Annotated in this window: 28 protein-coding genes; 13 read left to right on the top strand and 15 right to left on the bottom strand. The window is 38.5% G+C overall.

The genetic code is table 11. The features are described from left to right. Positions 1–11 precede the first annotated feature (11 nt). Positions 12–542: a hypothetical protein gene (locus MKX14_RS08060; protein ID WP_005078420.1), complete on the top strand. Its 531-nt coding sequence runs from the start codon at positions 12–14 to the stop codon at positions 540–542. A 53-nt stretch (positions 543–595) separates the two neighbouring features. On the opposite strand, the gene MKX14_RS08055 is transcribed toward MKX14_RS08060, so the two are convergent. Together MKX14_RS08055 and MKX14_RS08050 are read right to left on the bottom strand one after the other, a co-directional pair. Continuing rightward, entirely contained in the window at positions 596–1,159 is a 564-nt protein-coding gene (locus MKX14_RS08055) for a hypothetical protein (protein WP_032036652.1), read from the bottom strand. 139 nt (positions 1,160–1,298) lie between these two features. Continuing rightward, positions 1,299–1,766 (bottom strand): Holliday junction resolvase-like protein, encoded by a 468-nt coding sequence (locus MKX14_RS08050; RefSeq protein ID WP_108009974.1) that lies wholly within the window; start codon positions 1,764–1,766, stop codon positions 1,299–1,301. Between the two features lie 158 nt (positions 1,767–1,924). On the opposite strand from MKX14_RS08050, the gene parA reads away from it, so the two are divergent. From parA to MKX14_RS08025, 5 genes are all read left to right on the top strand, one after another. After that, the gene (gene parA / locus MKX14_RS08045) at positions 1,925–2,569 is read left to right on the top strand and encodes a ParA family protein (protein ID WP_005804567.1); all 645 of its coding nucleotides are present in this window, start codon (positions 1,925–1,927) and stop codon (positions 2,567–2,569) included. 124 nt (positions 2,570–2,693) lie between these two features. Continuing rightward, on the top strand, positions 2,694–3,812 hold the full coding sequence (locus tag MKX14_RS08040) for an AI-2E family transporter (protein ID WP_108009972.1): 1,119 nt from the start codon (positions 2,694–2,696) through the stop codon (positions 3,810–3,812). A gap of 125 nt (positions 3,813–3,937) precedes the next feature. Beyond that, positions 3,938–4,507 (top strand): superoxide dismutase family protein, encoded by a 570-nt coding sequence (sodC, locus tag MKX14_RS08035; protein ID WP_075383285.1) that lies wholly within the window; start codon positions 3,938–3,940, stop codon positions 4,505–4,507. Between the two features lie 203 nt (positions 4,508–4,710). After that, the gene (gene yccS, locus MKX14_RS08030; RefSeq protein WP_108009970.1) at positions 4,711–6,861 is read left to right on the top strand and encodes a YccS family putative transporter; all 2,151 of its coding nucleotides are present in this window, start codon (positions 4,711–4,713) and stop codon (positions 6,859–6,861) included. 25 nt (positions 6,862–6,886) lie between these two features. Continuing rightward, positions 6,887–7,423, top strand: a complete 537-nt coding sequence (locus tag MKX14_RS08025) for a hypothetical protein (protein WP_046811868.1) — start codon at positions 6,887–6,889, stop codon at positions 7,421–7,423. Positions 7,424–7,459: 36 nt separating this feature from the next. Here MKX14_RS08025 and cmr read toward each other — a convergent pair whose 3' ends face one another. Further along, positions 7,460–8,689, bottom strand: coding sequence for an MFS transporter (cmr, locus tag MKX14_RS08020; protein WP_108009968.1), 1,230 nt, complete (start codon positions 8,687–8,689; stop codon positions 7,460–7,462). 368 nt (positions 8,690–9,057) lie between these two features. Continuing rightward, positions 9,058–9,426 (bottom strand): hypothetical protein, encoded by a 369-nt coding sequence (locus tag MKX14_RS08015; RefSeq protein WP_108009966.1) that lies wholly within the window; start codon positions 9,424–9,426, stop codon positions 9,058–9,060. Positions 9,427–9,663: 237 nt separating this feature from the next. On the opposite strand from MKX14_RS08015, the gene mdaB reads away from it, so the two are divergent. Both mdaB and MKX14_RS08005 read left to right on the top strand, forming a co-directional pair. Then, positions 9,664–10,251, top strand: coding sequence for an NAD(P)H-dependent oxidoreductase (mdaB, locus tag MKX14_RS08010; protein ID WP_046811870.1), 588 nt, complete (start codon positions 9,664–9,666; stop codon positions 10,249–10,251). 13 nt (positions 10,252–10,264) lie between these two features. Beyond that, positions 10,265–10,579: a putative quinol monooxygenase gene (locus MKX14_RS08005; protein WP_078224974.1), complete on the top strand. Its 315-nt coding sequence runs from the start codon at positions 10,265–10,267 to the stop codon at positions 10,577–10,579. Between the two features lie 44 nt (positions 10,580–10,623). Here the strand turns inward: MKX14_RS08005 and MKX14_RS08000 are convergent, their stop codons facing one another. Together MKX14_RS08000 and MKX14_RS07995 are read right to left on the bottom strand one after the other, a co-directional pair. Next, complete coding sequence (locus tag MKX14_RS08000) at positions 10,624–10,992, bottom strand: hypothetical protein (protein ID WP_108009964.1); 369 nt, start codon at positions 10,990–10,992, stop codon at positions 10,624–10,626. Between the two features lie 94 nt (positions 10,993–11,086). Further along, positions 11,087–12,496 carry an FAD-binding oxidoreductase gene (locus MKX14_RS07995; protein ID WP_002116692.1) on the bottom strand — a complete coding sequence of 470 codons (1,410 nt, stop codon included), beginning with the start codon at positions 12,494–12,496 and terminating at the stop codon, positions 11,087–11,089. Between the two features lie 377 nt (positions 12,497–12,873). Here MKX14_RS07995 and serA point away from each other — a divergent pair, with 377 nt between their 5' ends. The 3 genes from serA (at position 12,874) to MKX14_RS07980 (ending at position 16,043) form a co-directional block, all read left to right on the top strand. Continuing rightward, entirely contained in the window at positions 12,874–14,106 is a 1,233-nt protein-coding gene (gene serA / locus MKX14_RS07990) for a phosphoglycerate dehydrogenase (protein WP_002116919.1), read from the top strand. A 98-nt stretch (positions 14,107–14,204) separates the two neighbouring features. Then, on the top strand, positions 14,205–15,089 hold the full coding sequence (locus MKX14_RS07985; protein WP_240282222.1) for an EamA family transporter: 885 nt from the start codon (positions 14,205–14,207) through the stop codon (positions 15,087–15,089). A gap of 90 nt (positions 15,090–15,179) precedes the next feature. Beyond that, a complete protein-coding gene (locus MKX14_RS07980; protein WP_240282221.1) occupies positions 15,180–16,043 on the top strand; it encodes an EamA family transporter in 864 nt (287 codons plus the stop codon). 11 nt (positions 16,044–16,054) lie between these two features. On the opposite strand, the gene MKX14_RS07975 is transcribed toward MKX14_RS07980, so the two are convergent. The 3 genes from MKX14_RS07975 to truB all read right to left on the bottom strand — a co-directional run bounded on the left by MKX14_RS07975 (position 16,055) and on the right by truB (position 18,410). Further along, positions 16,055–16,495 carry a hemerythrin domain-containing protein gene (locus MKX14_RS07975; RefSeq protein WP_004705252.1) on the bottom strand — a complete coding sequence of 147 codons (441 nt, stop codon included), beginning with the start codon at positions 16,493–16,495 and terminating at the stop codon, positions 16,055–16,057. A gap of 213 nt (positions 16,496–16,708) precedes the next feature. Continuing rightward, positions 16,709–17,485: a sulfite exporter TauE/SafE family protein gene (locus MKX14_RS07970; protein ID WP_108009960.1), complete on the bottom strand. Its 777-nt coding sequence runs from the start codon at positions 17,483–17,485 to the stop codon at positions 16,709–16,711. Positions 17,486–17,504: 19 nt separating this feature from the next. Beyond that, a complete protein-coding gene (gene truB, locus MKX14_RS07965; RefSeq protein WP_240282220.1) occupies positions 17,505–18,410 on the bottom strand; it encodes a tRNA pseudouridine(55) synthase TruB in 906 nt (301 codons plus the stop codon). Positions 18,411–18,563: 153 nt separating this feature from the next. Here truB and MKX14_RS07960 point away from each other — a divergent pair, with 153 nt between their 5' ends. Both MKX14_RS07960 and lip read left to right on the top strand, forming a co-directional pair. Then, positions 18,564–19,595, top strand: coding sequence for a lipase secretion chaperone (locus MKX14_RS07960; protein ID WP_240282219.1), 1,032 nt, complete (start codon positions 18,564–18,566; stop codon positions 19,593–19,595). Between the two features lie 115 nt (positions 19,596–19,710). Next, positions 19,711–20,652 (top strand): lipase family alpha/beta hydrolase, encoded by a 942-nt coding sequence (lip, locus tag MKX14_RS07955; RefSeq protein ID WP_240282255.1) that lies wholly within the window; start codon positions 19,711–19,713, stop codon positions 20,650–20,652. 51 nt (positions 20,653–20,703) lie between these two features. On the opposite strand, the gene rplS is transcribed toward lip, so the two are convergent. The 6 genes from rplS to comE all read right to left on the bottom strand — a co-directional run bounded on the left by rplS (position 20,704) and on the right by comE (position 23,961). Further along, complete coding sequence (rplS, locus tag MKX14_RS07950) at positions 20,704–21,072, bottom strand: 50S ribosomal protein L19 (RefSeq protein WP_002116654.1); 369 nt, start codon at positions 21,070–21,072, stop codon at positions 20,704–20,706. 219 nt (positions 21,073–21,291) lie between these two features. Further along, positions 21,292–22,047, bottom strand: coding sequence for a tRNA (guanosine(37)-N1)-methyltransferase TrmD (gene trmD / locus MKX14_RS07945; protein ID WP_086265002.1), 756 nt, complete (start codon positions 22,045–22,047; stop codon positions 21,292–21,294). Between the two features lie 42 nt (positions 22,048–22,089). Next, positions 22,090–22,638 carry a ribosome maturation factor RimM gene (gene rimM, locus MKX14_RS07940; protein WP_002116736.1) on the bottom strand — a complete coding sequence of 183 codons (549 nt, stop codon included), beginning with the start codon at positions 22,636–22,638 and terminating at the stop codon, positions 22,090–22,092. Positions 22,639–22,657: 19 nt separating this feature from the next. Continuing rightward, positions 22,658–22,909, bottom strand: a complete 252-nt coding sequence (gene rpsP / locus MKX14_RS07935) for a 30S ribosomal protein S16 (protein WP_000260334.1) — start codon at positions 22,907–22,909, stop codon at positions 22,658–22,660. Between the two features lie 147 nt (positions 22,910–23,056). Beyond that, entirely contained in the window at positions 23,057–23,482 is a 426-nt protein-coding gene (pilE, locus tag MKX14_RS07930) for a type IV pilin protein (protein ID WP_240282218.1), read from the bottom strand. Further along, complete coding sequence (gene comE, locus MKX14_RS07925) at positions 23,479–23,961, bottom strand: type IV pilin protein (RefSeq protein ID WP_017387038.1); 483 nt, start codon at positions 23,959–23,961, stop codon at positions 23,479–23,481. The genes pilE and comE overlap by 4 nt, the downstream gene beginning before the upstream one ends. Positions 23,962–23,967 lie beyond the last annotated feature (6 nt).

Below are 23,967 nucleotides of genomic sequence, written 5' to 3'. Positions count from 1 at the left end.
GGTTGAAAGTTATGAAGAAAACACCTCAAATCATATTAATGTCTTTGCTTTGCTCTAGCCTATTTCTGACTGCTTGTAAAAAAGCGGATGAGCCTGCTAAGACGGAGCAACCTTCTGCCACCTCATCTACCGATCAGGTTTTAGAAAAACTGAATGAAAGACCTGTTAAGACGTTCCCTGCCACTGCTGATGATGCACACGATATTGCGCTGTTAGAGGATTATGACCGTCGCTTTACAGAAATGAGTGACGAGATGGAAAGTGAATTAGCAAAAATGCATGAAGCTGGAACCCTCACTACAGAGTTTGAGCAACAGCGTACTCTCGATAATGTGCGCTCTTCTCTGACCATGTTAAAAGATTTAGATTTAAAAACTGAGCAGGGCCGTTACATTCAGGGTCTACTTTATCAATATTGGGAAAACCAAGAAAAACACTTGAGTGATAAGCAAGCCAATAAAGATGAACAGATCAATGATCTTGCCGACTATTTACAAGCACAAAATCAATTAAAATATTGGAAAGCATCGCAACAGAAATAAGCAATGTAGTGGTTATAAAAAAGCCTTCAAACTTATGAAGGCTTTTTTTCAAATTATATATTTTGCTTTTCAACCCAATGAATTGCCTGAACGCGGAATAACTCACACGCACCATCACCCGTATCAGTCGGCGTAAGTGAAGATTTCCAGACTAAATTTTTGTCTTTAATCTCGACAAGGTCACCCTTTAGATAAACTAAATCACCACGTTTAACCTGTTTAATCTGCTGAGCAATCTCCGGGTTCGCAGGAATGATGTGCATGTTAGACACCATTTGCATTGCTTGCTCTGCTGGAACAGGTAATTTAGGAATTTTCCAGTTTAAATAACGGTCATATTGTTTCACTGAAATATGACGTGCGATTTCAGGCTGTGCAAACAATCCCCAACTTACGGCATAGTCGATAGGAGAAAATTTAGCTTGTTCATCATTTTGATAAACTTTTGAACCCAAGATTCTGAAATTGCCTTGAAAAGGTTGTAATACAGAAATAGATTGATCTTTTTCTATTGGACTCAAGCCATTGGCAATATTATATTCACTTGAGGTCGATGCAAATGTTGAACTCATGCCAATCACGGCGAGTAAGCCCATCATCAAACGTTGTTTTTTCATCGTGTTACACCTCAAATATTACTAGATCAATGTGAATAGATCTTCAATTTATAATAGCTCTAAGCGATGAAAAAAATATCGAAATTTAGTAACAATACAGATCAATTTCGTCTATTTTTGTGCTGAATTAAACAGCTTGTTAATCTTCGAAATCTATTCTCAACGTTTCAAAACGAATCTTACCTTGTTGAACAGCTTGTGCAATTGCCTGTTGGCCTTTCGTAAGTCTAGCTCCACCACTTTTTACATCAAGCAAAATAATATTGATGTCTTCTGCCGTACCATCTCCATCACGAAAATCGGTGTATCCATCAAAAATAATATAGTCCACCGGATCGCCCATGAATTTTGCATCGCTTGGTAAATACTGAAATTCAGGCAAAACCGGAGCAAATTGTTCTGCCATTTTTCCTTTCAACACCGCACGACTTGTATTTACACTTCTCTTTTGTGCTTGAGTAAGCGCTTGTTGATGCTCTAGTTCAAGTTCAGCAATATATTGCTCATATTCAGCCTTAATTCGTCCATTACGTGTATTTGATAAAATAAGAGTAGTGATAATGATGCCAATTCCAGCACCAATAAGCATGGCAAGCCATACAGACATAAATTTTCCTTAAAAAGCACGAATTAAGATTACAGATCTAATCATATCTAAAATAACGAAACAGCTTAAACTTTTGTCAAATGTGGTCATCTTCTTCACACAAAAAGATGCTAAGGTATAAAACATAAACAAATGTGCTGCTGAAAATAACTGGATTTATGAAAACGATACTTATTGCAAATCAAAAGGGCGGATGCGGAAAAACTATGACGGCCATTACGTTGGCAACAGCATTGGCACAAAAAGGATATAAAGTAGCATTAGCAGATTCGGACAATCAAAAATCGGCTTTACAATGGTTAAAACAGCGCCCCGATACCGTTGCAACGATTCAAAGCCTAGACTGGCGTCATGAGAAATCAATTGGTGATGCACCCAAAAATCTGGACTATTTAATTATTGATGCGCCTGGCGCACTTTCAGGTGAGCATGCTGAACAACTTATTAGTGAAGCTCATGCCATTATTACTCCGCTTCAGCCTTCATTTTTTGACATAGACAGTACTCGTCGATTTTTGAAGCATTTACAAGATATTAAACGTATTCGCAAAGGCAAAGTACAGATTTTGCTTCTTGCTAACCGTGTAAAACCAAACAGTGCAAGCTCAAAAGATATCCAACAGTTCTTTGAAAAAATTGAACAGGAACCTGTTGCATGGATTGCTGAACGCACTGCGTATGGCAGCTTAGCCATGCAGGGTTTAAGCATTTTTGATAAACCGCAAAAGAACTTTATTAGTATCCAAAATCAATGGCAACCTGTTCTAAACAAGTTAATTGAAGATAAAGCCGAATGGTTTTAAAGGAATTTTAGCCTTTAAAACTGGATGTATAAGGTTCTTTATATTACGACCTTAAAATTTGCCTCAGGTTATTTTTCAGTTAATATGACTTTATTCTATGTAGAAAATTAGAGAAATATTGTTCGTGCATCCATACGCTCCTAATTTACAGCGCGTTTTATTGTTTGGGCTGTTTTTTATTTTGATTTTTTTAGGATTTAATATCCTGAAATATTTTATTGTTCCTGTACTTTGGGCTGCCATCATTGCATATATGACTTGGCCTATCTATTTAAGAATTCAGCGTTTTTTTGGAGAATCACGTAATACTTTAAACGCAACCCTAATGATTAGTCTGGTCATTTTGGTGGTTGGCATCCCCTTTACATGCGCTATTTTCATTTTGCAGCATGAGGGACGTAACTTATATTTTGACTTACAACGTCAGGTTTTTTCGGGCCATTTAAGCGTTCCAGATTTTATACGCGAGCTTCCTTTTGTAGGAAAAGAAATTTCTCGTACACTCAATGAATTGAACAACGACCCTAATAGTACGATTCAAAATATCGCGGCTTGGGTACAAAGCCATTTAAGTTATGGTCGCGTGCTGCTTGGTGAAATTAGTAAAAATATTGTCAAACTTGGTTTTGCAGTATTTAGCCTATTTTTCTTCTATCGTGATGGACAAATGATTTTATCTCAAGTGAGTAAAGCTTTAGAAATGGTCATTGGCCCTCGTATTCATCATTATCTCGATACAATTTCTGAAACAACTCGCGCAGTCGTATATGGTGTGGGTTTAACTGCAATTGCTCAAGCCGTTTTAGCTGGATTAAGTTACTTCGTAGCAGGTGTACCAAACCCTATGGTACTCACGATTGTTACTTTCTTATTAGCTTTAATTCCATTTGGTACTCCAATTTCCTATTTAGGTGTCGGTCTATGGTTGTTCTCTCAGGGACAAACTATGGAAGCAATTGGTGTTGTCGTTTGGGGTGTGCTGATTGTCAGTAGCTCAGATAATGTGATTAGACCACTCGTCATTTCTGGTGCAACCAAGATTCCGTTCTTATTAATTATGTTTGGTGTCTTAGGCGGTATTGCGAGTTTTGGCTTGGTCGGCTTATTTATTGGTCCTGTAATTCTGGCTATTTTATTGGCAATTTGGCGTGAATGGTTACATGAGACGATTGAGCCTGAACCTATGCCAAAAACAACCATGATTTATGATTCTGAGAGTGAATCGTCTAATGATGAAAAGTGACATAGAGATTTAATTTAAAAATGTTTCTAGATACAAATTAACTATTTAAATTAACTTGTAGGTCAGACCTCTGTTTGTTTGAATCAAACGATCATATATATTTATAAGGACATCCAATCATGCAGATGTTTAATAAAATTGGCGCAGTCTGTGCGCTTACAGCCCTTTTTACCGTTGGCTGTAGTTCGGTAACTAAAACTGTATCTGACACAGCCCAAGCATTAACCTCAATGCACACTAAAAAAGTGGTCGATGTAAATGAAGTGACAGCTAACGGTATTGGAAAAAAAATAGGTACGATTAGCTTTCAAGATAGCGACAAAGGTTTAATTATTACCCCTGCTCTTGCTGATTTACCAAGTGGTACTCGTGGTTTCCATATTCATGAAAATGCTTCTTGTGCACCTGCTGTAAAAGATGGAAAACCTGGTGCTGCTTTAGCTGCGGGTAGCCACTATAACCCGAACCAAGCCCCTCATCATGGTACTCCAACCACTGGCCATTTAGGCGATCTACCTGTTTTAGTTGTCGATAATACAGGTGTTGCAACAACTGCCGTAATCGCACCTCGATTGAAACTTGCTGATATTCAAGGTCGAGCGATTATGATCCACGCTGGTGGCGACAATTATTCAGACTCACCTCAACCTCTTGGCGGTGGCGGAGCACGAATTGCGTGTGGTGTGATTAAATAATTTATGTATTTTTCAAATTGTGGGTATCTAAAAAGATATCCACAATTTTGTTAATTTATTGATCATTACAACTTGATTTAAGTCTAATAAAATCTTAAAAAATGACTGACTTTTGTAGATAAAAAGAATAATATTTTTGAAGTAATAAAAATTTAAAGTTACATACTGCTTTCTCACGTATTCTCTAATTTAGAACAAAAGCCGTGAATTATCTGACCCAAATATTTAATAGCTTTAAGACAAACTCTATTTTAATTTATTGCCTGCAAATTCTGATTGTACTCACTGGCACAACTTTAGGTTTGCTGTGGCTGGGCTATAATCAACTTATTGTTCCCGTGACCTTAGGCGCAATTGCAGCAGCATTAACAGACTTTGATGATCGTTTAAGTATTCGATTACGCAACTTGGTCTATGTCTGCCTGCTCTTTTTTATAGTCAGTAGTATTCTTGGCTTTTTAGCTCCTTACAAAATTTTCTTTATTTTATATCTCTCTATCTCAAGCGCTTTTTTCATATTACTAGGCGCCTTAGGGCAACGTTATGCCACGATTTCTTTTGGCACGATTCTGCTCTCTATTTATAGTATGTTCGGTTTAGGCGAATACGTACATTGGTATCAACAACCTACTTATTTTGTTTATGGTGCTCTGTGGTACGGTTTAACTTCTATTTTATTTTTTATTATTAAACCGACACTTCCCTTACAAGATAAGCTCTCACAAATTTTTAAAGAAATTTCTGTTCTACTACAAGCAAAAGCTCGTTTGTTTGATCCGGACAATAAAGAGAATGTTGAACAGCTTTTATATGAATTATCGCTACAAAATACGCAAGTTGCCCAAAGCCTCAATCAAATACGCAGTTCACTACTTACTCGGCTCAAAGCTTCCAGAGTCAGTAATAAAAGCATCTATTGGCTAAACCTATATTTTTTCGCACGAGATATTCACGAGCAAGCCACTTCAAATTATTTACATTACGAACATATTCAACAGAATTTTAGCCGTAGTGATCTTATTTTCCGTTTCCAAAAAAACCTGCGTCTACAAGCACAAGCATGCCAAGACTTAGCTCAATGTATTTTATATAACCAGCCATATCAGCCTTCGCAAGAAAGTCAGAAAGTACTAGGACATTTGGAAAGTTCTTTAAAAGATTGGATACAACAACATCCACAAAATTTTGAAGTTAAACATTTAAAACTTATTTTTGATAATTTAAAAGGAATGCATGAACAGTTTGAACAACTGCAATATGCCCAACCTGTTCCTGAAAATAACACTCAAACAAGACAAGAACACTTAAATTTACTTGATGATGATATTCAAGGATTTTCAGATCTTATCTTAAAACTTCGGCAACAACTTACGCCACAGTCAGCGCTGTTTAGGCATGCCATACGAATTGCTGTGGTTTTCGCCGCAGGTTATGCAATTTCACTGTTACCCTTTGCGCAGCATGGCTACTGGATTTTACTCACCAGTTTGTTTGTCTGTCAGATTACTTATTTTGCGACTAAAAGCCGTCTTAAATTAAGAACGATTGGTACCTTACTCGGTGTTTTATTAGGAATACCTATTTTATATTTTGTGCCGAGTATTGAAGGCCAGCTCATCATTACAATTATTTGTGGAGTCTGCTTTTTTTACTTACGTCAAAAGAAATATGCTTTGGCTACGCTCATGGCTACCCTTATGGTGCTATTAATTTTCAACTTAAAAGGCGCTGGCTACAGTATTATTTTGCCTCGACTGATAGATACCTTATTAGGCTGCTTTATTGCATGGCTCGCCGTAAACTTTATTTGGCCCGACTGGAACTTTCGAAACATCCCTAATAATATTAATAAAAGCAGCAAAGCAACCTTAGATTATTTCAATGTGATTGTTGAGCAATATCAATATGGCAAAAATCAAGACATCGAATATCGTAGAATTCGCCGTGCTGCACATAACGCGCAAATTGAACTATCGAATATGATTTCAAGCTTAAGTGCTGAACCGAACCCGAACCCTCAACTCATCCATTATGCTTTCCGTTATCTGGTTTATAGCCACAGCCAACTGAGTTACGTAGCAGCGTTAGGAAGCCAACGACAAAAAATTGATGATCAACAGGTATTACAACTCTTACTGGATTGTCAGCAAATTCTTAAACAGAGCTTATTTGATCCGGCTTATATTGATTTCAATTTCCTTGAGCAGACTTTAGCGCAAATTCAAAGCCTAACTACTCATAAGCACTTTTCAGAGAACTACACACTCGTGTTAAAACAAATTAGTTTATTATTAGAAACCTTGCCTGAATTATTAATTCTCAAGGGTAAACTTTTAGAACAAGAGATTAAATAGACATAGATTTTTATTGAGGATAAAAATGCATTTCCCAAAAATTCCTTCGATTCTTTCTTTGATTTTAATAATGCTTAGTAGTAATTCTTATGCGTTTGAAAGAAATGATTTAAAAAAGATTATCGAGTGTCAATCTGATTACGCGACCTATTCAGATTTTGGTTCCGAATATGACGAGAACTTAACAGCGCTTGGCTTTAAAAGAGTTGAAGATTCAGACCAACCTTTCATTTATTTGTATAAAACCAATCAACCTATTGAGCTATTTGGCTTAAAGACAAACGAGATTGCTTTGGCTGGTCAAGGTATAACTGCTGTTTTTCGTAAGGTAAATGTTCAGCAACTTTCAAAGAAATTTGATATTCCTCAACATCCTGATTTTACAATGCTTCCTCTGTTTAGAGGGGTACGTACAATTAAAACAGAACCCGCCACTTCAGATTCGGTTACTTTTTACCATAATTTGAACTTATCAGAAATGAAAGGGAAAAAGCCAATGGTACTGTTAGGTTGTACCTATGAAGCAGACCGTGAAGAAATGGAAAAAATTTTACAAGAATAAAAAAATACCGGAATATCACTTCCGGTATTTTTTTATTTAATTGTTGCCTTGTTGCAGTCTTTCTTGCATTTCCTGCTTCAAAGCACTTCGCGGTTGGCTAAACCAAAGAGCAATAAAGGTAAATGCAGACAATGCAAAAGCCCATAAATGAAATTGCGTATAGAGATAACGTACAAGCTCAATCATTGCAAAGAAGCTCATCATCAGTAACATTGAAACTGCTGCTGCAACAGTTCCTTTTGATACTTCAGATGACATGAGTGCAAAGCGATATAAGACTGAAAAGCTAATTCCCTCACCAAAACAGATGAGTGTCATCCCTGTAAGCAAACAAGGTATGAGATAGGTTTGCCACACCACACCTAATATTAAAATAAGTGTACCAGTGAGCATAATCGGTAAACCCATCATGACGGTTTTACCTAAGGACAAACGGTCAATAATTTTGATTAAGACAATGTTGCCTACGATTAAACCCAAAAATACAGGGAATTGAGCTAAACCGTATTGCACACTGGTGAGCTTTAACTCATCTACTAAAATGATTGGAGATAAAGCAATCCATAGCATTAAAGGCATACCCACTAAAGGTAATGCGAGGCTTAAACCTAAAAAACGGCGGTTGGTAAACACCTTTTTAAAATCATCAAAAAGATAACTAAAAGGTTGCTTGGTTACACTGACGTGCTGGCTCGGCATTTGTTTTTTCAACCCGATCCAACTGAGTAATGCCAATACTGCGATGGCGACAAAGCCCCAGTGCCATGACACATAATCAATTAAGAAAGCGCCAAGTACAGGTCCTAGCAAGGGTGCAAGTAATGAGATATTTGCCATGAGTGCCATGACTTTAATCGCATCACGTTCAGCAAAGCTTTCTTGAATAGCCGCATATCCAACTGCTGAAATTACGGTTAAGCCAATTCCTTGCAAAAATCTTAAAGCTAGAAATTGCTCGATTTGCGTCGTCAGTAAAATTAAAAAACAGCATAGAGCAAAGAATAAAACTCCAGCTAATAGTACTTTTTTTCGACCGAGACGATCCGACAAAGGACCAAGTAACCATGCAACAGATGCGCCACCTAACAAATAAAATGACATCGAAGATGGTGCCCAAGTTGCACTTACACCAAAGTCTTCAGTAATTGCCAACATGGCTGGCTGAATCAGGTCATTACCAATATAAACCGCAAATTCAAATAGCACTAAGGCCAAAGGAAACATCAACGTTGTACGGTTCAACGTTGTCGTTTGAATATTTTTCATGAGTTGTACACTTCAAAATAGCGGCCATATGTCTGTACGACTACCTATAAAATAAGATGTAGTCATGACGATGACATGTATGGTCAATCAATCTTTAGTTAAGTTGTTATATGCCGTGAGAGTGCATGTTTAGAGTGTGAAACACCGTATTCACAAGGTGTCTAAAACGAGAAAAAATATATGACGTGAGATTCGGTAATTTTTACCAATTGGCACAATTGCCGAGCGCAACAATAGCACTTTTTAAATTGATCAGCAATCATGCAATTTCAAGAAGCTTAAATTTCAGTTTTTTGCACAAAAGGGTATGCAAATTATGGTTGTGCACAAACTCAAAGTTATCCACATATTCGATAAAAAATTAAGCATCATGGGCAAGGATTAACTTGAAAATCTGTAGTTTCCTCTCCTTTTGTACATTGATAGCTTTGCTTTTTATTCACAATTTTCCAGATTTGCTGATCTCGTTTTAATAAATATTCAGTACGTATTTTCGACACCGCATCTGGACTAGGTTCTGTTTGCAAAATAGTAACTTGAGCATTGAAAGGATCATCCGAAGCATTCATTTGCTGTGAAATATCTAAATTGCTTGCATCATTTAAAAGATCTGGTTGATCGAGTAATACAGCCTGTATAGGACTATCAGCAAGTTGAGTAGAAGAATTTTGAGGTGGAGCACAAGCTGTTAATATGCTTAAGCTGAAAATAATCAACAAACCATTCTTTTTCATCACTCTTCCCCTCTATTTACTCAAAATTAATGCTAAAGATAATAGGCCACTTTTTCCTTTTGAGCTTTGTAAATAAACATAAATTTATTGATATTAATGAGATAGATTAATTTTAAATAGAAAACCCACAATAATTATTGATTTTTTATCAACAATATTTTTCCTATTCTTGCATTTTTCTACAACAGTAAATCTCATAGAGTATGCGTCAAATACAGGAATTTAATGAGAGCAACCTCCATGAGTAAGATTTTAGTGATTAATGGTGCGAAACAATTTGCCCACTCAAACGGTGAATTAAATGACACATTAACCACCCTAGCAACGACACATCTCACGGAACTCGGCCACGAAGTTCAAGTCACCCGTGCAGACAGCAATTATGATGCTGAAAGTGAAGTTGAAAAATACTTATGGGCAGATGTTGTTATTTATCAAATGCCAGGCTGGTGGATGGGCGCACCTTGGACAGTCAAAAAGTACATTGATGATGTCTTTACCACTGGTCATGGTTCACTTTATGCAAGTGATGGGCGTAGCCGTTCTGATGCCTCAAAAAAATATGGTTCAGGTGGTTTAATTCATGACAAAAAATATATGCTGTCATTGACTTGGAATGCTCCAATGGAAGCATTTGAAGATGCAGATCAATTCTTCCACGGCGTAGGTGTAGATGGTGTTTATTTACCATTTCATAAAGCCAATCAGTTCTTAGGCATGAGCACCCTTCCGACATTTATTGTAAATGACGTGATTAAAATGCCTGACGTTGATAGTTATGTTGAAGAATATAAAGCACACTTAAATACTGTATTTGCAACAGCCTAATAAGGAGAAATCCATGCTAACCATTATTGCGGAAATTCGTACTAAATCGGGTGGACAGCATCGCCAGAACGTATTGGATGCCTTTCAAAAAATCATTCCAACTGTTTTAGCAGAAGATGGTTGTCATGGTTATGAACCTTTAGTTGATCACAAATCAAATGCGAGCTTCCAAACCCAAGAGCCTGACATGATTGTCATGCTAGAAAAATGGCAAAGTGTTGCCCATCTTGAAGCGCATTTAGCGACGCCCCATATGCAAGCACATCATGAAGCAGTTAAAGATGATGTAGTTGACGTTAAAATTAAAATTTTAGAAAACGGCGTATAATTTAGACTATAAAAAAGACGATATATTTATCGTCTTTTTTATTTTTAAGAGCAAAGCTGGGTTTGAAAACCTCTAGAGCCTTTCCCTCTCGCGCATTGATAGCTCTTTTGCCTATTTTGCAATTGCCACTTTTCATCAACTAGCTTAAATGAATATTCTGTTCGGATTGCAGAAACAGAATCATCCATTAAACCTGTTTGGATAACGGTAATACGGGAAACTGTTGGAGATTCTACTCGGTTAAATACTTGCTGAACTGAGGTATTATTGTGCTCTTTTACGATCTCAGGCTGAGCTTTAAGTACTTGTTGCATCGGGGTTTCAGAACCCACAAAAGGGATTAATTTACTGGTCGTCGCACACCCAGTGAAAAGCCCAGCACAAAGCGCTGAAATTAAAAATAAACGTTGCATTTTTATCACCAAAAACAAAAGCCATAGCTTTATGATGCTATGGCTTTGTCGGTTACTCTGTAGAAACTATGTAGTCCTACAAAATAGATCTAATTTAAAGATCAAACAATTTACCTGGGTTCATCAAACCATTCGGGTCAAATACTTTTTTCAAAGCTTTCATATATTCAATTTCTTCAGGCGAACGTGAATATTCCAAATATGGCTTTTTCGTCATACCGACACCGTGTTCAGCAGAGATTGAACCGTCGTATTTTTTAACGGTATCAAACACATATTTATTTACCACCTGACACTTCGCAAAGAACTCATCTTTGGTTAAGTTTTCAGGTTTTAAAATATTTAAGTGCAAGTTACCGTCACCGATATGACCAAACCAACAAATTTCAAAGTCTGGGTAGTTTTCTTGAACAATCGCATCAATTTCACGAATAAATGCAGGTACGTGAGTAATTAATACTGAAATATCGTTTTTGTATGGAATAAATGGCGCGATTGATTCAGAGATATCTTCGCGTAAACGCCATAAGCTTTCTACTTGGTCAAGGCTCTGGCTCATTACGCCATCAAGTACCCAACCCTGCTCCATACAATGCTCGAAAATTTCCATTGCTTTATCGAGAATCGGCTCATATGGAGCTTCAAACTCAAGTAATACATAGAACGGGCATTGAGTTTCAAATGGGCGTTGTACATGTCCATGATCTAAAACTTTTTGCATTGCAAGTTCACCAAAGAACTCAAATGCAGTTAAGTCGATGTCTTTTTGGAACGCATGTAATACAGGCATTACTGCATCAAAGTCAGGAACACCTAAAACTAAAACTTGTAAGTTTTGTGGTTGACGCTCAAGTTTAATTTCTGCTTCAGTCACTAAACCTAATGTGCCTTCACCGCCAATAAACAAATGCTGTAATGCATAACCAGTTGCATTTTTAACCATGCCTTTGTTTAAACGCAGGATGTCACCTTTACCAGTCACTACAGTTAAACCAAGTACCCAGTTACGTGTCATGCCATATTTAATAACTTTAATACCACCAGCATTGGTACCAATATTACCGCCAATCTGACTAGAACCCGCTGACGCAAAGTCCACCGGATAATACATGCCTTGTTCTTCTGCATAATTTTGCAATTGCTCAGTCACAACACCAGCTTGAACACGCACCATACGGTCTGCCGGGAAGAACTCAAGAATTTGGTTCATTTTGTCCATGCTAATGACAATTTCACCATTGGTTGCTACCGCACCAGCAGAGAGACCAGTACGACCACCCGATGGTGTAATCGCAACATTAAATTGGTTCGCAAGCTTCACAACCGCCTGAACTTGTTCAGTCGTTGACGGAAAAACGATGACCGATGGGTTCGGATTAAAATGCTTGGTATGATCTTTACCCCAGTTTTCGAGACTATCAGCATCGGTTTTAATACGGTTTTCACCGACGATTGCTGTTAATTGGGTGAGTAACTCAGGTGTTAAAGCGACTGGAGCATTCATCGTTTGCAGACCTAGCAAGAAGTAAACTGTGGTGGGACTATGACCTCATAATTCTCAAGGTTCTCACCTGAGCAAAGTCATAATGTTCAAGGAACTCCTATATTCTACATGTATCCGCGCAAGCGATAAAGTTCAGAATAGAGATACTGTCACTACAAAACATGTTTAACGTAAATAAATGCTTTCTATGGGGCTTTCAGGGAAAAATCACATTTCCCCCATACCAAGCATATTTTAAAATGCTCGACAAGCCATAAACAGAAGTGATTAGACATAGATAAAATTGCCATAAGGCGATGGTATAAACGAAATATCTATAGCACCGCCCAGTATGTTATTATACCGCCACCAAATTTGGCCTTTGTAGCGGAGCCGTAATGAGCCAACATCTTTCACTACCTAAAGATAAAATCCGTTTCCTTTTGTTAGAAGGCGTTCACCAAAACGCAGTCGATACTTTAAACGCTGCGGGTTACACCAATATTGACTATCGTAAAACTGCTCTTGAAGGCGAAGCGCTTAAAGAAGCAATTAAAGATGCTCACTTTATTGGTATTCGTTCGCGTACCCAATTGACTGAAGAAGTTTTCGAAGCTGCAAACAAATTGATCGCAGTAGGTTGTTTCTGTATCGGAACAAACCAAGTTGATCTTAAAGCAGCAATGGCACGTGGTATTCCTGTATTCAACGCACCGTATTCAAATACGCGTTCGGTTGCAGAGCTTGTACTTGCTGAAACGATTCTTCTTCTTCGCCGTGTTCCTGAAAAATCGGCGGCTTGTCATCGTGGTGGCTGGGACAAATCTGCTGTCGGTTCTTTTGAAACTCGTGGCAAAACTTTAGGTATTGTGGGTTACGGTTCCATCGGTTCTCAACTTTCAGTTCTTGCTGAAAGCATGGGTATGCATGTTATTTATTATGATGCAGTAACCAAATTGCCAATGGGTAATGCTCGCCAAGTTGGTTCTTTAGATGAACTTTTAGCAACTGCAGATGTTGTAACATTGCATGTGCCAGATGTTCCGTCTACACGTAACTTCTTCACGAAAGAACAATTTGCGAAAATGAAAGAAGGCGCGATCTTCTTAAATGCTGCACGTGGTACATGTGTAGTGATTGAAGATTTAGCTGATGCAATCAAGTCTGGTCATATTGCTGGTGCAGCAGTTGACGTATTCCCGAAAGAACCAAAAGCAAATGGTGAAGAATTCCAATCTCCACTTCGCGGCTTAGACAACGTGATTTTAACTCCTCACGTTGGTGGTTCAACCATGGAAGCTCAAGCAAACATTGGTTTAGAAGTTGCAGAGAAATTTGTTGCTTACTCTGACAAAGGTATGACACTTTCTGCGGTGAACTTCCCGGAAATCGCATTACCATTGACAGCTGGTCAACACCGTTTATTGCACATCCACAAAAACGTGCCAGGTGTATTGTCTAAAATCAACAACTTGTTTGCTGAACAAGGTATTAACATTTCTGGTCAGTCACTTATGACTAAAGGTGACATCGGTTACCTCGTCATGGATGTTGACGCTTCTGCTTCTCAAGAAGCTTTAGATATGTTACATGAAGTTGAAGGTACAATTCGCGTGCGCGTATTGTTCTAATACGAACTGTAAATTCAAAAGCCACAGCATTGTCTGTGGCTTTTTTATGGGTATTTACATTATCATGTGAAAAGTATACCAATTGATCAAATAATAAAATGTCCATTTCAAGCCAGAAAACTCAGCTACACGCTTTGGGCTTTCTTATTCTTGCCATGTTAAGCGTTCAAAGTAGCGCATCCTTGGCTAAAGTCCTATTTCAAAACTTTCCAGTACTTACTGTTTCTGCAATGCGGTTATGTATTGGAGCATGTATTCTGGCTTTAATTTTTAAAATCTGGCGGATTAATTTTAGTCAGGTCCGCTGGAAAGCAATTTTAAGCTATGGCTGTGCGCTTGCTGGCATGAATGCACTTTTTTACCTATCCATTGAACGACTACCGATTGGGATCGCAGTTGCTTTTGAATTTATAGGTCCTTTAAGTGTGGCGCTCTACCACGCACGTCAAAAATATGATTTTGTTTGGGTGAGTTTTGCGATTGTTGGGCTTATTTTATTATTCCCTTTTAATCAAGCTCATAGCTTGGATTGGATCGGCGTTTTATTTGCAATGAGTGCAGGTGCATGTTGGGCGCTTTATATTATTGCAGGACAAAAACCGTCAGGTATATCAGGCAATCACACTGTGTGTTTAGGAATGAGTGTAGGTGCGTGCATCTTATTACCCATTACCTTTTTTTCAGGCTCAATTGCACAAGTTATAGAACTTCCCTATCTTTTTTATTTTATTGGTTTGGCTATTTTAGCCAGTGCTCTCCCATTCTCTTTAGAAATGTTAGCACTGCGCAATTTGACACCTTTAAGCTTTGGAACATTGATGAGCCTAGAGCCCGCAGTTGCAGCACTATCTGGATTTATATTCTTGGGTGAATATCTTTTATGGAATCAATGGTTAGCACTTGCGACAATTATTACCGCTTCCGTTGGTTGTACCATAACCACCCAAAAAGCTCGCCAAGAACGTGAAAAAGCAGCAAGTTAATTTAATGAAATCTGCCAGCTAAAATATAGTATTCGTTACAATTGCCCACCATTATTTTTAGACATCAGATGAAGCGCTAGAGTATTTTCCATGCAAAATCGTCCATTTATTGCTGTGCTATATATGATTTTGTCGATGGTTTCATATCAAATCAGCGCTTCATTTGCCAAGCAACTTATTGCAGCTTTAGATCCTCTGACGGTTACTATTTTAAGATTAAGTTTTGCGACTATTATTGTTGCAATCATGTTCCGTTCGTGGAAAATCTGGTCTCGTTTACCCTATTTAAAATGGCGTGATTTATTAATGTATTGCGCATCTTTAGGGCTAATGAATATTTTATTTTATACGTCTTTAGGAAAACTACCTCAGGGGATCGCGGTAGGCTTAGAATTTATTGGACCATTAGGTCTTGCTCTACTTTCGATTAAAAGAAAGAGTGACTACATTTGGGTAGCATTTGCTATGTTAGGCATTGCGCTCATGGTGCCATGGCAAGACTCAACACAGCATCATTTTTCATATGTAGGTGCTGCTTGTGCACTGGGTGCAGGTCTATGTTGGGCCTTCTATATTTATTTTGGTCAAAAGGTCGTGACCCAAAATATAGGAATGCATGCCTTAACAATTGCGATCGCGATATCTGCGCTCGCCTTATTACCAATTGGTGTTTGGTATAATGGCCCAGCATTACTTGAAACACAGTATTGGGGCAAAGCCTTACTTATTGCAGTTTTAGCGACTGCTATTCCATATGCACTGGATTTAATGGCTCTCAAACAACTTAATAAATTAACTTACGGTACCCTAACAAGTTTGGCACCCGCATTAGCAGCATTAACGGGCTTCTTATTACTTCATGAAGAAATTAGTATGCTGCAATGGGTGGCTTTAGCTTGCGTAATGCTCGCTTCAATTGGGGTTACTCTAAGAAGTACTAAAACAGCATCATAGATATAATCCTACTACTGTTTTTTATACTTCTTATATTCCTTTAAATATTGATTACCAAGTTTTTCTTTTTCACTATCTTTAAGAATTTTTCCAGCTTGCTGAAAAAATTTATGTTCTTCTTCTTTTAAATGATGATGGACTTTTTCACTCAACTGTTTCGCAGTTGCCAACCAGCTAGGACTACTCATATCGGTTTTTTCAAGTTGCTCAACCAACTCATCCATTTCATGATGTTCAGATAAAGCATGTCGGGTAATATCTAAACCGACATCATCAAACATTAAAGGAATATATAAGTAACGGTCTTCGGCAACCGAATGGGCATAAAGTTCATTTTTTAATGCATCAAATAATTCTTTTCGTTCTTCGGTTAAACCATGTGTTTGGACTAATTTTTCAGAAAGGTTGCGTTGATTTTCATGGCTTTCTCTTAATGCTTCGAAAATATTCATTCTCTTCCTCATTTTTAGCTAAAAAATCTTTTTTATTTCAATGCTTATCATACGTTGAAATTTATAGGGTTTCCGTAGCTTAAAATGAGACTATTTTTTACACAGTTTTCTTTCTAGTAAATTTCTGTAATAATTTTTTATATTTATAATTTCAAATGATACATAAAAGTATGAACTGCTGTTTTAAAATCAGTTCATACTTTTCATACTATTTTAGCCAGTCACAAACATCTGATAACCCAAACGGCAAATTAAGATACTGACCAAAACTAAAAAGATAATACGCACAAAACCGCTACCGTATTTGAGTGCAGTCCGCACTCCAACAACAGAACCTAATACGTTGGCTGCCGCCATCATTAAACCAATATGCAAAATAGCGTGACCCGTAGGAATAAAAAAACTCAGCGCTGCAAGATTGGTCATGAAATTACCAATTTTCGACAATGCCGAGGCATGCAAAAAATCGACTTGTAAGAAACGGATAAAGAAAAAGATAAAGAAACTACCAGTACCTGGTCCAAAAATACCGTCATAAAAACCGATTGCCAAACTACCAATACCCGCTAGAATTAACATTTTGTTAGTAATTTTTTGTTCGGTATGAACTTGCCCAAAGTTCTTTTTAAGTAAAGTATAAATCGCAATTACGATCAGCATTACAAACACAAATGGACGTAAAACCGATTGGGGAATAAGTGATAAACATGCTGCTCCAGCAAATGCGCTAATGAGAGCACAAATAGCAATCACAGCAAGAAGCTTCCATTGCAACTTCACTCGTTTTGCAAACGTATAAGCCGCCGATGCCGTACCAAAAATGGATGAGACTTTATTAGTGCCAATCACCGTTGCAGTCTGCATGGTCGGGAAAGTGCTCATGATTCCGGGAATCTGGATAAGTCCGCCTCCGCCTACAGCAGCATCAATCGCTCCCGCAGTAAACGCAAAAAAGATCAAACTAAGGATAACATCCCATTCCATGCCCATGCTCTATACTCTACATCTACTACAAATTTAAGATACGCTTTGGTACCAACCGCTTTTTATCGGTAATCTCGGCTAAGCCTAAACAGCGCTCACCAGAAAACACCAAAACTTCTGCTTCTGCAGAATGCTCAATATTGCTTTCTAAACCGTTGCAAAAATATTTTTCACGCCCTTCTGGAACCTGAATTTTTAAGAAATGGTCAACTGGTGCATAAACTGGAAGTAGCAAAGCTTCTCTTTGCTCTTCTGTTAAACTTTCCAGATATTCAATGGTATAACTCGGGATAAGCTCAAAATGTCCTGTTTGAGTCCGGTTTAGCATCGTTAAATGCCCACCACAACCAAGTGCTTCACCAATATCTTCACCTAGTACACGGATGTATGTCCCTTTAGAACAGGTTACATCCAGAGTGATCGTATTTTCGGTAAACTCAATAAGCTCTAAAGCGTAAATCGTGACTGGACGTGCTTCACGCTCAATCTCTATACCTTTTCTCGCCAGCTCATATAACGGCCTACCTTCTTTTTTCAAAGCCGAATACATGGGTGGAACTTGTTGAATATCACCTCTAAATTTCTCTAAGGTTTGTTCAATAAGTTCTTGGCTAAGCACCGGAATAGGTCGCTCTTGTAAAATCTCCCCTTCCACATCACCTGTTGTTGTGGTCTGTCCCAATCGAACAGTGGTTTGATAACGCTTTGTTGAGTCCAGCAAATAATGTGAGAACTTGGTCGCCTCTCCCAAACAAATCGGGAGCAAACCTGTCGCCAAGGGGTCTAACGCTCCAGTATGGCCTGCTTTTTGGGCGCGATATAACCAACGCACTTTTTGCAAAGCCGCATTTGAACTTAAGCCTAATGGTTTATTTAATAGAAATACACCACTGATATGGCGACGAGAAATTTTTTGATTTTTTGTCGTCATTTTTACTGGAACACAAAGCTAGAAAAAAGTGCCGACATGTTAGCAAATTCGGCAAGATATTTTCACAATATTTAGGTGCCTTTTCACTTATTTTATGGCACATTAATGATCGAGTAAAAAAACAACAAATTAAAACTTAAGGAAGATATCTTTATGCAAGGGATGCAGAAGAAGGTATTGTGGTGCGTGCTCGGATTTTTTATTTTGAGCCTCATTGCATGTGTCTATTGGTTAAGCCCTGATTCAAAAAATACATCGACTCAACTAAATCAGGATGAAGCTAAAAACTTAGCATCTGTTCCACCTACAAATCACTCATCGCTAAATGCAGATGCTTACCATAGTAAAAGTCAGCTAGATACTGAGGTTAACTGTCAGTTAAAAATTGATAGTTCCCAACATTTGGTTGTTAACAGTCAAACACGCGACTGCTTTGAATATTTTATTACTCAATATGGAGAAAATGATTTAGAGCAAATTAAAAATCACTTTGGACAATTTATTCAGGGAAAATATTTAGAACCAGCTCGCTCACAGATTCTGGATTTATGGACCCGCTACTTAAAATACCGTGAACAGCTTGCTCAAATCCAAACGCCTCCATCAAAACAACAAGATAAAAATTATTTTCAAAAAATCTTTTATTCAATTCAAGATTTAAGAAAACATTTCTTTTCGGCTGCTGAAATTGATGGACTCTTCTCAACTGAAGATATCTATCAGAATTACACACTAGATCGTATGCAAATACTTGAGGATTCTTCTTTAAGCGAAATTGAAAAGGCTCAAAAGCTTAAAGAACGCTTTGAACAACTACCTGAAGACTGGCAACAAAACCTACAAGAACTTTCTAAACTTGATGACTTACATGCACTGACCAAACAAATTAAAGCACGTCATGGTTCAGCAGAGGAACTTCGGCAGATGCGTACAGCACTTGTTGGAGCCGAGGCGACTCAACGATTAGAAACTTTAGATACACAGCGTAGTGCTTGGCAGCAAAGGGTCACAAGTTACTTGAGTGGACGAGATGAAATTATTAAAAGCAATATGAGCGATAGTGCTAAAAACCAAGCTATACAACAATTACGCCAACAACAATTTAACTCATCACAAGAACAATTAAGACTTCGAACTTTTGAAACGGTCCATGATCAGGGAGGTGAACTGCCATTTAATTATTAAGCCTTTTCTTTTAGGAACTGGCTAAACAAGCACTAGCAGTAAGAAGCTGCTTTTCATACAAAATAAAAATAGTGAGTAAAAAATGAAAAGGAAGTTAACGTTTTTTTGCGCTGCAATGCTCTCTGGATTGAGTATTTCAGCGGCCCATGCCACAAATGCTGAACAAGTTAAAAACTCGTTCGTCTATTCATCTTATGCACAAACCAAATATCCACTGGTTTTTAACCACGGTATGGCAGGTTTTAACCGAGTTGGAACAGATACTCTTGGTCTCGATTACTGGTACCAAATTCTTCCGGATCTTGCTCGTAATGGAGGAAATGTCTGGGCAACCAGAGTGTCACCTTTTAACTCAACAGAAGTGCGTGGTGAACAACTTGCCCAGCAAGTAGAAGAGATCATTGCTATTACCGGTAAGCCTAAAGTCAACTTGATCGGTCATAGCCATGGGGGCCCGACAATTCGTTATGTGGCCGGCATCATGCCAGAGAAAGTTGCCTCACTCACCACGATAGGTGCACCTCATAAGGGATCACCAATGGCAGATGTTATCCTGAAAGTTGAGGGTACTCCTCTGTCTGGAATAGCAACGTTAGTAAACTGGTTTTCAGCAGCAATTACTTGGGCAGGAGGACTAGACCCAACAAGCTATCCTCACGACTCTTTAGCAGGTGCTCATAGCTTATCAACTCAAGGTTCAGCTCAATTTAATGCTCAGTTCCCTATGGGTGTACCAACGACTTCTTGTGGTGAAGGGACATATCAAGAGAAAGGCATTTATATGTATTCTTTCTCGGGGAATAAAGCGCTGACCAATCCATTTGATCCATTTGATATTGCTCTTACAGGCAGTAGTTTAGTAGTCGATCCATTTGGTGATAATGATGGACTTGTTTCCCGATGCAGTGCCAAATTTGGTAAAACAATTCGTGATGATTACAACTGGAATCATTTAGATGAAGTGAACCAAGTACTTGGTATACGTTCTATTTTTGCTTCCGATCCTGTCTCGGTTTATCGTCAACATGCAAATCGTCTGAAACTTCAAGGACTATAGTTTTTAAACAAAAAATGCGCCAAAAGGCGCATTTTTTTACTCGCTATAAGCTTACGCTTTACGAGCTGGTAATTTTTCACGAATACGTGCAGCTTTACCAGACAAGTCACGAAGGTAGTAAAGTTTAGCACGACGAACGTCACCACGACGTTTCACTTCGATTTTAGCAACAACTGGCGAGTGAGTTTGGAATACACGCTCTACACCAACACCGCTAGAAATTTTACGTACTGTGAACGCAGAGTTCAAACCACGGTTTTTCTTAGCGATTACAACACCTTCAAATGCTTGAAGACGTTCACGATCACCCTCTTTTACTTTTACTTGAACGATGACAGTATCACCAGGAGCAAAAGCAGGGATATCAGATTTTAACTGTGCATTTTCAACAGCTTGAACTAAAGGATGTTTACCACTCATTGTGGGAATCTCCAATATGTGCGGAGTCAGAAGAGGTCTGAATTTCCGCTGGGGATAGAGGCTAAAGCGCATATCAACCCGTTTATCTTTCCCTTTACGACAATATGTCTATAAAGAGCCTTTAAATTTACATAAAACTATTCATTAAATAGAATTATGCTTTAACTCGAAGCATTGCTTCTCGTCTTGTTGCAGAACTTTCGTTCTTGAGAATAACGATTAAGAGTTACCGTTATTCACTTGCGTATCTTTTAGCCATTTTTTTTGCTGCTTAGTCAACTCTACGTTTTCAACCAACTCTGGTCGGCGCTCTAGAGTTCTTTGATATCGCTGCAAAAAACGCCATTTTTCAATATTGCCATGATGTCCAGATTTTAATACCTCTGGCACATCCAGCCCTTCAAAATGGTCAGGCTTTGTATATTGCGGACAATCTAAAAGACCGTCAACAAAAGAATCTTGTACTGCTGATTGTTCATCTGACATTACATTCGGCAAACGGCGAATAATACTGTCAAGTAACACCATAGCGGGAAGTTCACCACCAGATAAAACATAATCACCAATTGACCATTCTTGGTCAACATAATGCTGGATCAAACGTTCATCTACTCCCTCATAACGTCCACACAGTACGATTAAGCCGTCATAATCGACAAACTGCTTTACTGCCTGTTCATTTAAGGTTTTGCCTTGTGGGGACATATACACCACAGGGACATTAACATGTCCTGCTTGTGAGGCAAGCTGTTTGGCATATGAAATTGCTTTCGCCAAAGGCTCAGCCATCATCACCATACCGGGGCCACCACCAAATGGACGTTCATCCACTCTTCTGTAGTTTCCCTCAGCAAAATCACGAGGATTAATACAAGTGACTTGTACAATATCTCGTTTTGCCGCACGTCCGCTGATGCCGTAGGCTGTAATCGCTTCAAACATTTCAGGAAAAAGCGTAATGACTGCAAAAAACATTACAGACTCCTCTATTTTCCTGCTGTACTAATCCCAAAAGGATTAATAATCTACGCCCCAATTGACGTAAATACGACCAGCTTCAAGATCAACACGTTGTACTACATCTTTATGCCAAGGAATCATGCGCTCTTCTGAATCAATGCTGTCAGGGGTAGCATGCACCACCATCACATCATTAGCTCCAGTTTCAAACAACTCATGAATTTTCCCTAAGTTTACTTCCTGTTCTTCTTCATCAAGACCTAACACAGTTAAGCCTTTTAAATCTGACCAGTAGTACTCATCTACATCTGCTTTTGGCAGTTGAGACTTAGCAATCCAGATATTAGCGCCAACCAAGCTTTCCGCTCCAGTGCGATCACTCACACCTTTCAACGCAACAACTAGGCCTTTGCCATGTGGTTTCCAACGTTTTACATCTATTGTTTGCCAACCGGCCTTGGTCTCAATGTACCAAGGCAGGTAGTCAAACATGTTGCTCATAGGTTCTGTATTTGAATACACCCAGAGCCACCCATTCAATCCATAAGCTGAACGTAACTGTCCAATCTGAATACGATCTTCGGGAACATTCTGTGTTGATGTCATGGGCTACCTACTACAAAAATTATGCAGTAGCTTTTTTAGCTTGAGCAGCTAAAGAAGCAACACGTTCAGAAGGTTGAGCACCTTGAGAAACCCAGTGAGCAAAACGGTCTGCGTCTAAACGAAGTTTTTCTGCTTGACCTTGTGCAGTCGGGTTAAAGAAACCGATACGCTCGATGAAACGACCATCACGTGCATTGCGGCTGTCAGTCACAACGATTTGATAGAATGGACGTTTTTTTGCGCCGCCACGTGCTAAACGAATAACAACCATGATAAAAGCCTTATAATTCTTACGGATTATCCCTGCACCGACCATCGGCAACACTTCAAACCCCTTTCATAGAGGGCGACATTCTACGTGATTTTCGCCCTGAAAGAAAGATTATTTTTTGAGTTATCCGCAGTTTTGAATTTAAAATTACTGTAGCCAATTTGATGCGGCAGATAACGCACAATTCGTTGCACCTTTTGCCCAAAATTTTTGCCCTTGATCATTAAGACAAATGATCCCATCACCAGCTTGAGAACTAGTAGCAATAGGTGTGGCAGTTAACACCCAGCTTGAATCTGTTATAGTGGCAAAAGCTAAGCTATATAAGGCTTGGCCTTGTTGAGGGCTGACACTAGACCCATAAATCGATGTAATCGTCGCATTCGACGGATAACGGTTGTGAACTACTTTTTCTGCTTCTAATGTTTGGGCAATATTCATCATTTCAGATTGAACAGCTGTACGATGTCCTTTGCGTAAATACTGCAAATATGAAGGTGTCGCTATAGCTGCTAAAATTGCAATTATTGCTACTACAATCATGAGTTCTATTAAAGTAAAACCATTCTTCATTGCCAATTCTCACTATTTGTTTCACATACATTGCAAGTGACTGTTCCACCACAGTCATTATCAACAGCCGTAGCTGTTAAACTTTGGCAACGCAAACCTGAATTCTTAGCAATAAAATTAAAGTTTCTTGAATCTGTAGTTGTCGCTTTAATGACCCATGTTTGCCCATTTGCAGCAGCATTCGTCAATAAATTTCCTGTCGTCGTATCATCACTAATTTCAATCGTATAACCACCCCGTGGCAAAGTTACAGATGTGGTGGTAAATCCTCTATAGGTAAAGTTCTTGGATTTATGCCGTTCCAACTGTTCTGCCAATTTTAGAATTTCACCTTTAGCAGCAGAAGCCGTCGCTCTACGGCTATAACTTTGATATGAAGGGATAGCAATCGAAGCAAAAATAGCGACAATCACGATGACAACCATGAGCTCAATCAAGGTAACACCCTGATTAAACCGCAGAATATAATATTTATTCATCAGTCA

This window comes from Acinetobacter pittii (genome assembly GCF_022449185.1).
Taxonomy (GTDB): domain Bacteria; phylum Pseudomonadota; class Gammaproteobacteria; order Pseudomonadales; family Moraxellaceae; genus Acinetobacter; species Acinetobacter pittii_I.
This window is presented reverse-complemented; position numbering and strand designations above follow the sequence as displayed.

Coding starts and splice junctions, on each gene's coding strand:
- sodC (WP_075383285.1), top strand. CDS start 3,938: ATGTTTAATAAAATTGGCGCAGTCTGTGCGCTTACAGCCCTTTTTACC.
- MKX14_RS08055 (WP_032036652.1), bottom strand. CDS start 1,159: ATGAAAAAACAACGTTTGATGATGGGCTTACTCGCCGTGATTGGCATG.
- MKX14_RS08050 (WP_108009974.1), bottom strand. CDS start 1,766: ATGTCTGTATGGCTTGCCATGCTTATTGGTGCTGGAATTGGCATCATT.
- lip (WP_240282255.1), top strand. CDS start 19,711: ATGCTCTCTGGATTGAGTATTTCAGCGGCCCATGCCACAAATGCTGAA.
- pilE (WP_240282218.1), bottom strand. CDS start 23,482: ATGAAGAATGGTTTTACTTTAATAGAACTCATGATTGTAGTAGCAATA.
- comE (WP_017387038.1), bottom strand. CDS start 23,961: ATGAATAAATATTATATTCTGCGGTTTAATCAGGGTGTTACCTTGATT.
- MKX14_RS07975 (WP_004705252.1), bottom strand. CDS start 16,495: ATGAATATTTTCGAAGCATTAAGAGAAAGCCATGAAAATCAACGCAAC.
- truB (WP_240282220.1), bottom strand. CDS start 18,410: ATGACGACAAAAAATCAAAAAATTTCTCGTCGCCATATCAGTGGTGTA.
- MKX14_RS08000 (WP_108009964.1), bottom strand. CDS start 10,992: ATGCAACGTTTATTTTTAATTTCAGCGCTTTGTGCTGGGCTTTTCACT.
- MKX14_RS07960 (WP_240282219.1), top strand. CDS start 18,564: ATGCAAGGGATGCAGAAGAAGGTATTGTGGTGCGTGCTCGGATTTTTT.
- MKX14_RS08005 (WP_078224974.1), top strand. CDS start 10,265: ATGCTAACCATTATTGCGGAAATTCGTACTAAATCGGGTGGACAGCAT.
- rimM (WP_002116736.1), bottom strand. CDS start 22,638: ATGACATCAACACAGAATGTTCCCGAAGATCGTATTCAGATTGGACAG.
- MKX14_RS08025 (WP_046811868.1), top strand. CDS start 6,887: ATGCATTTCCCAAAAATTCCTTCGATTCTTTCTTTGATTTTAATAATG.
- MKX14_RS07995 (WP_002116692.1), bottom strand. CDS start 12,496: ATGAATGCTCCAGTCGCTTTAACACCTGAGTTACTCACCCAATTAACA.
- serA (WP_002116919.1), top strand. CDS start 12,874: ATGAGCCAACATCTTTCACTACCTAAAGATAAAATCCGTTTCCTTTTG.
- rplS (WP_002116654.1), bottom strand. CDS start 21,072: ATGAGTGGTAAACATCCTTTAGTTCAAGCTGTTGAAAATGCACAGTTA.
- parA (WP_005804567.1), top strand. CDS start 1,925: ATGAAAACGATACTTATTGCAAATCAAAAGGGCGGATGCGGAAAAACT.
- MKX14_RS07970 (WP_108009960.1), bottom strand. CDS start 17,485: ATGGGCATGGAATGGGATGTTATCCTTAGTTTGATCTTTTTTGCGTTT.
- cmr (WP_108009968.1), bottom strand. CDS start 8,689: ATGAAAAATATTCAAACGACAACGTTGAACCGTACAACGTTGATGTTT.
- mdaB (WP_046811870.1), top strand. CDS start 9,664: ATGAGTAAGATTTTAGTGATTAATGGTGCGAAACAATTTGCCCACTCA.
- rpsP (WP_000260334.1), bottom strand. CDS start 22,909: ATGGTTGTTATTCGTTTAGCACGTGGCGGCGCAAAAAAACGTCCATTC.
- MKX14_RS07985 (WP_240282222.1), top strand. CDS start 14,205: ATGTCCATTTCAAGCCAGAAAACTCAGCTACACGCTTTGGGCTTTCTT.
- MKX14_RS07980 (WP_240282221.1), top strand. CDS start 15,180: ATGCAAAATCGTCCATTTATTGCTGTGCTATATATGATTTTGTCGATG.
- MKX14_RS08060 (WP_005078420.1), top strand. CDS start 12: ATGAAGAAAACACCTCAAATCATATTAATGTCTTTGCTTTGCTCTAGC.
- trmD (WP_086265002.1), bottom strand. CDS start 22,047: ATGTTTTTTGCAGTCATTACGCTTTTTCCTGAAATGTTTGAAGCGATT.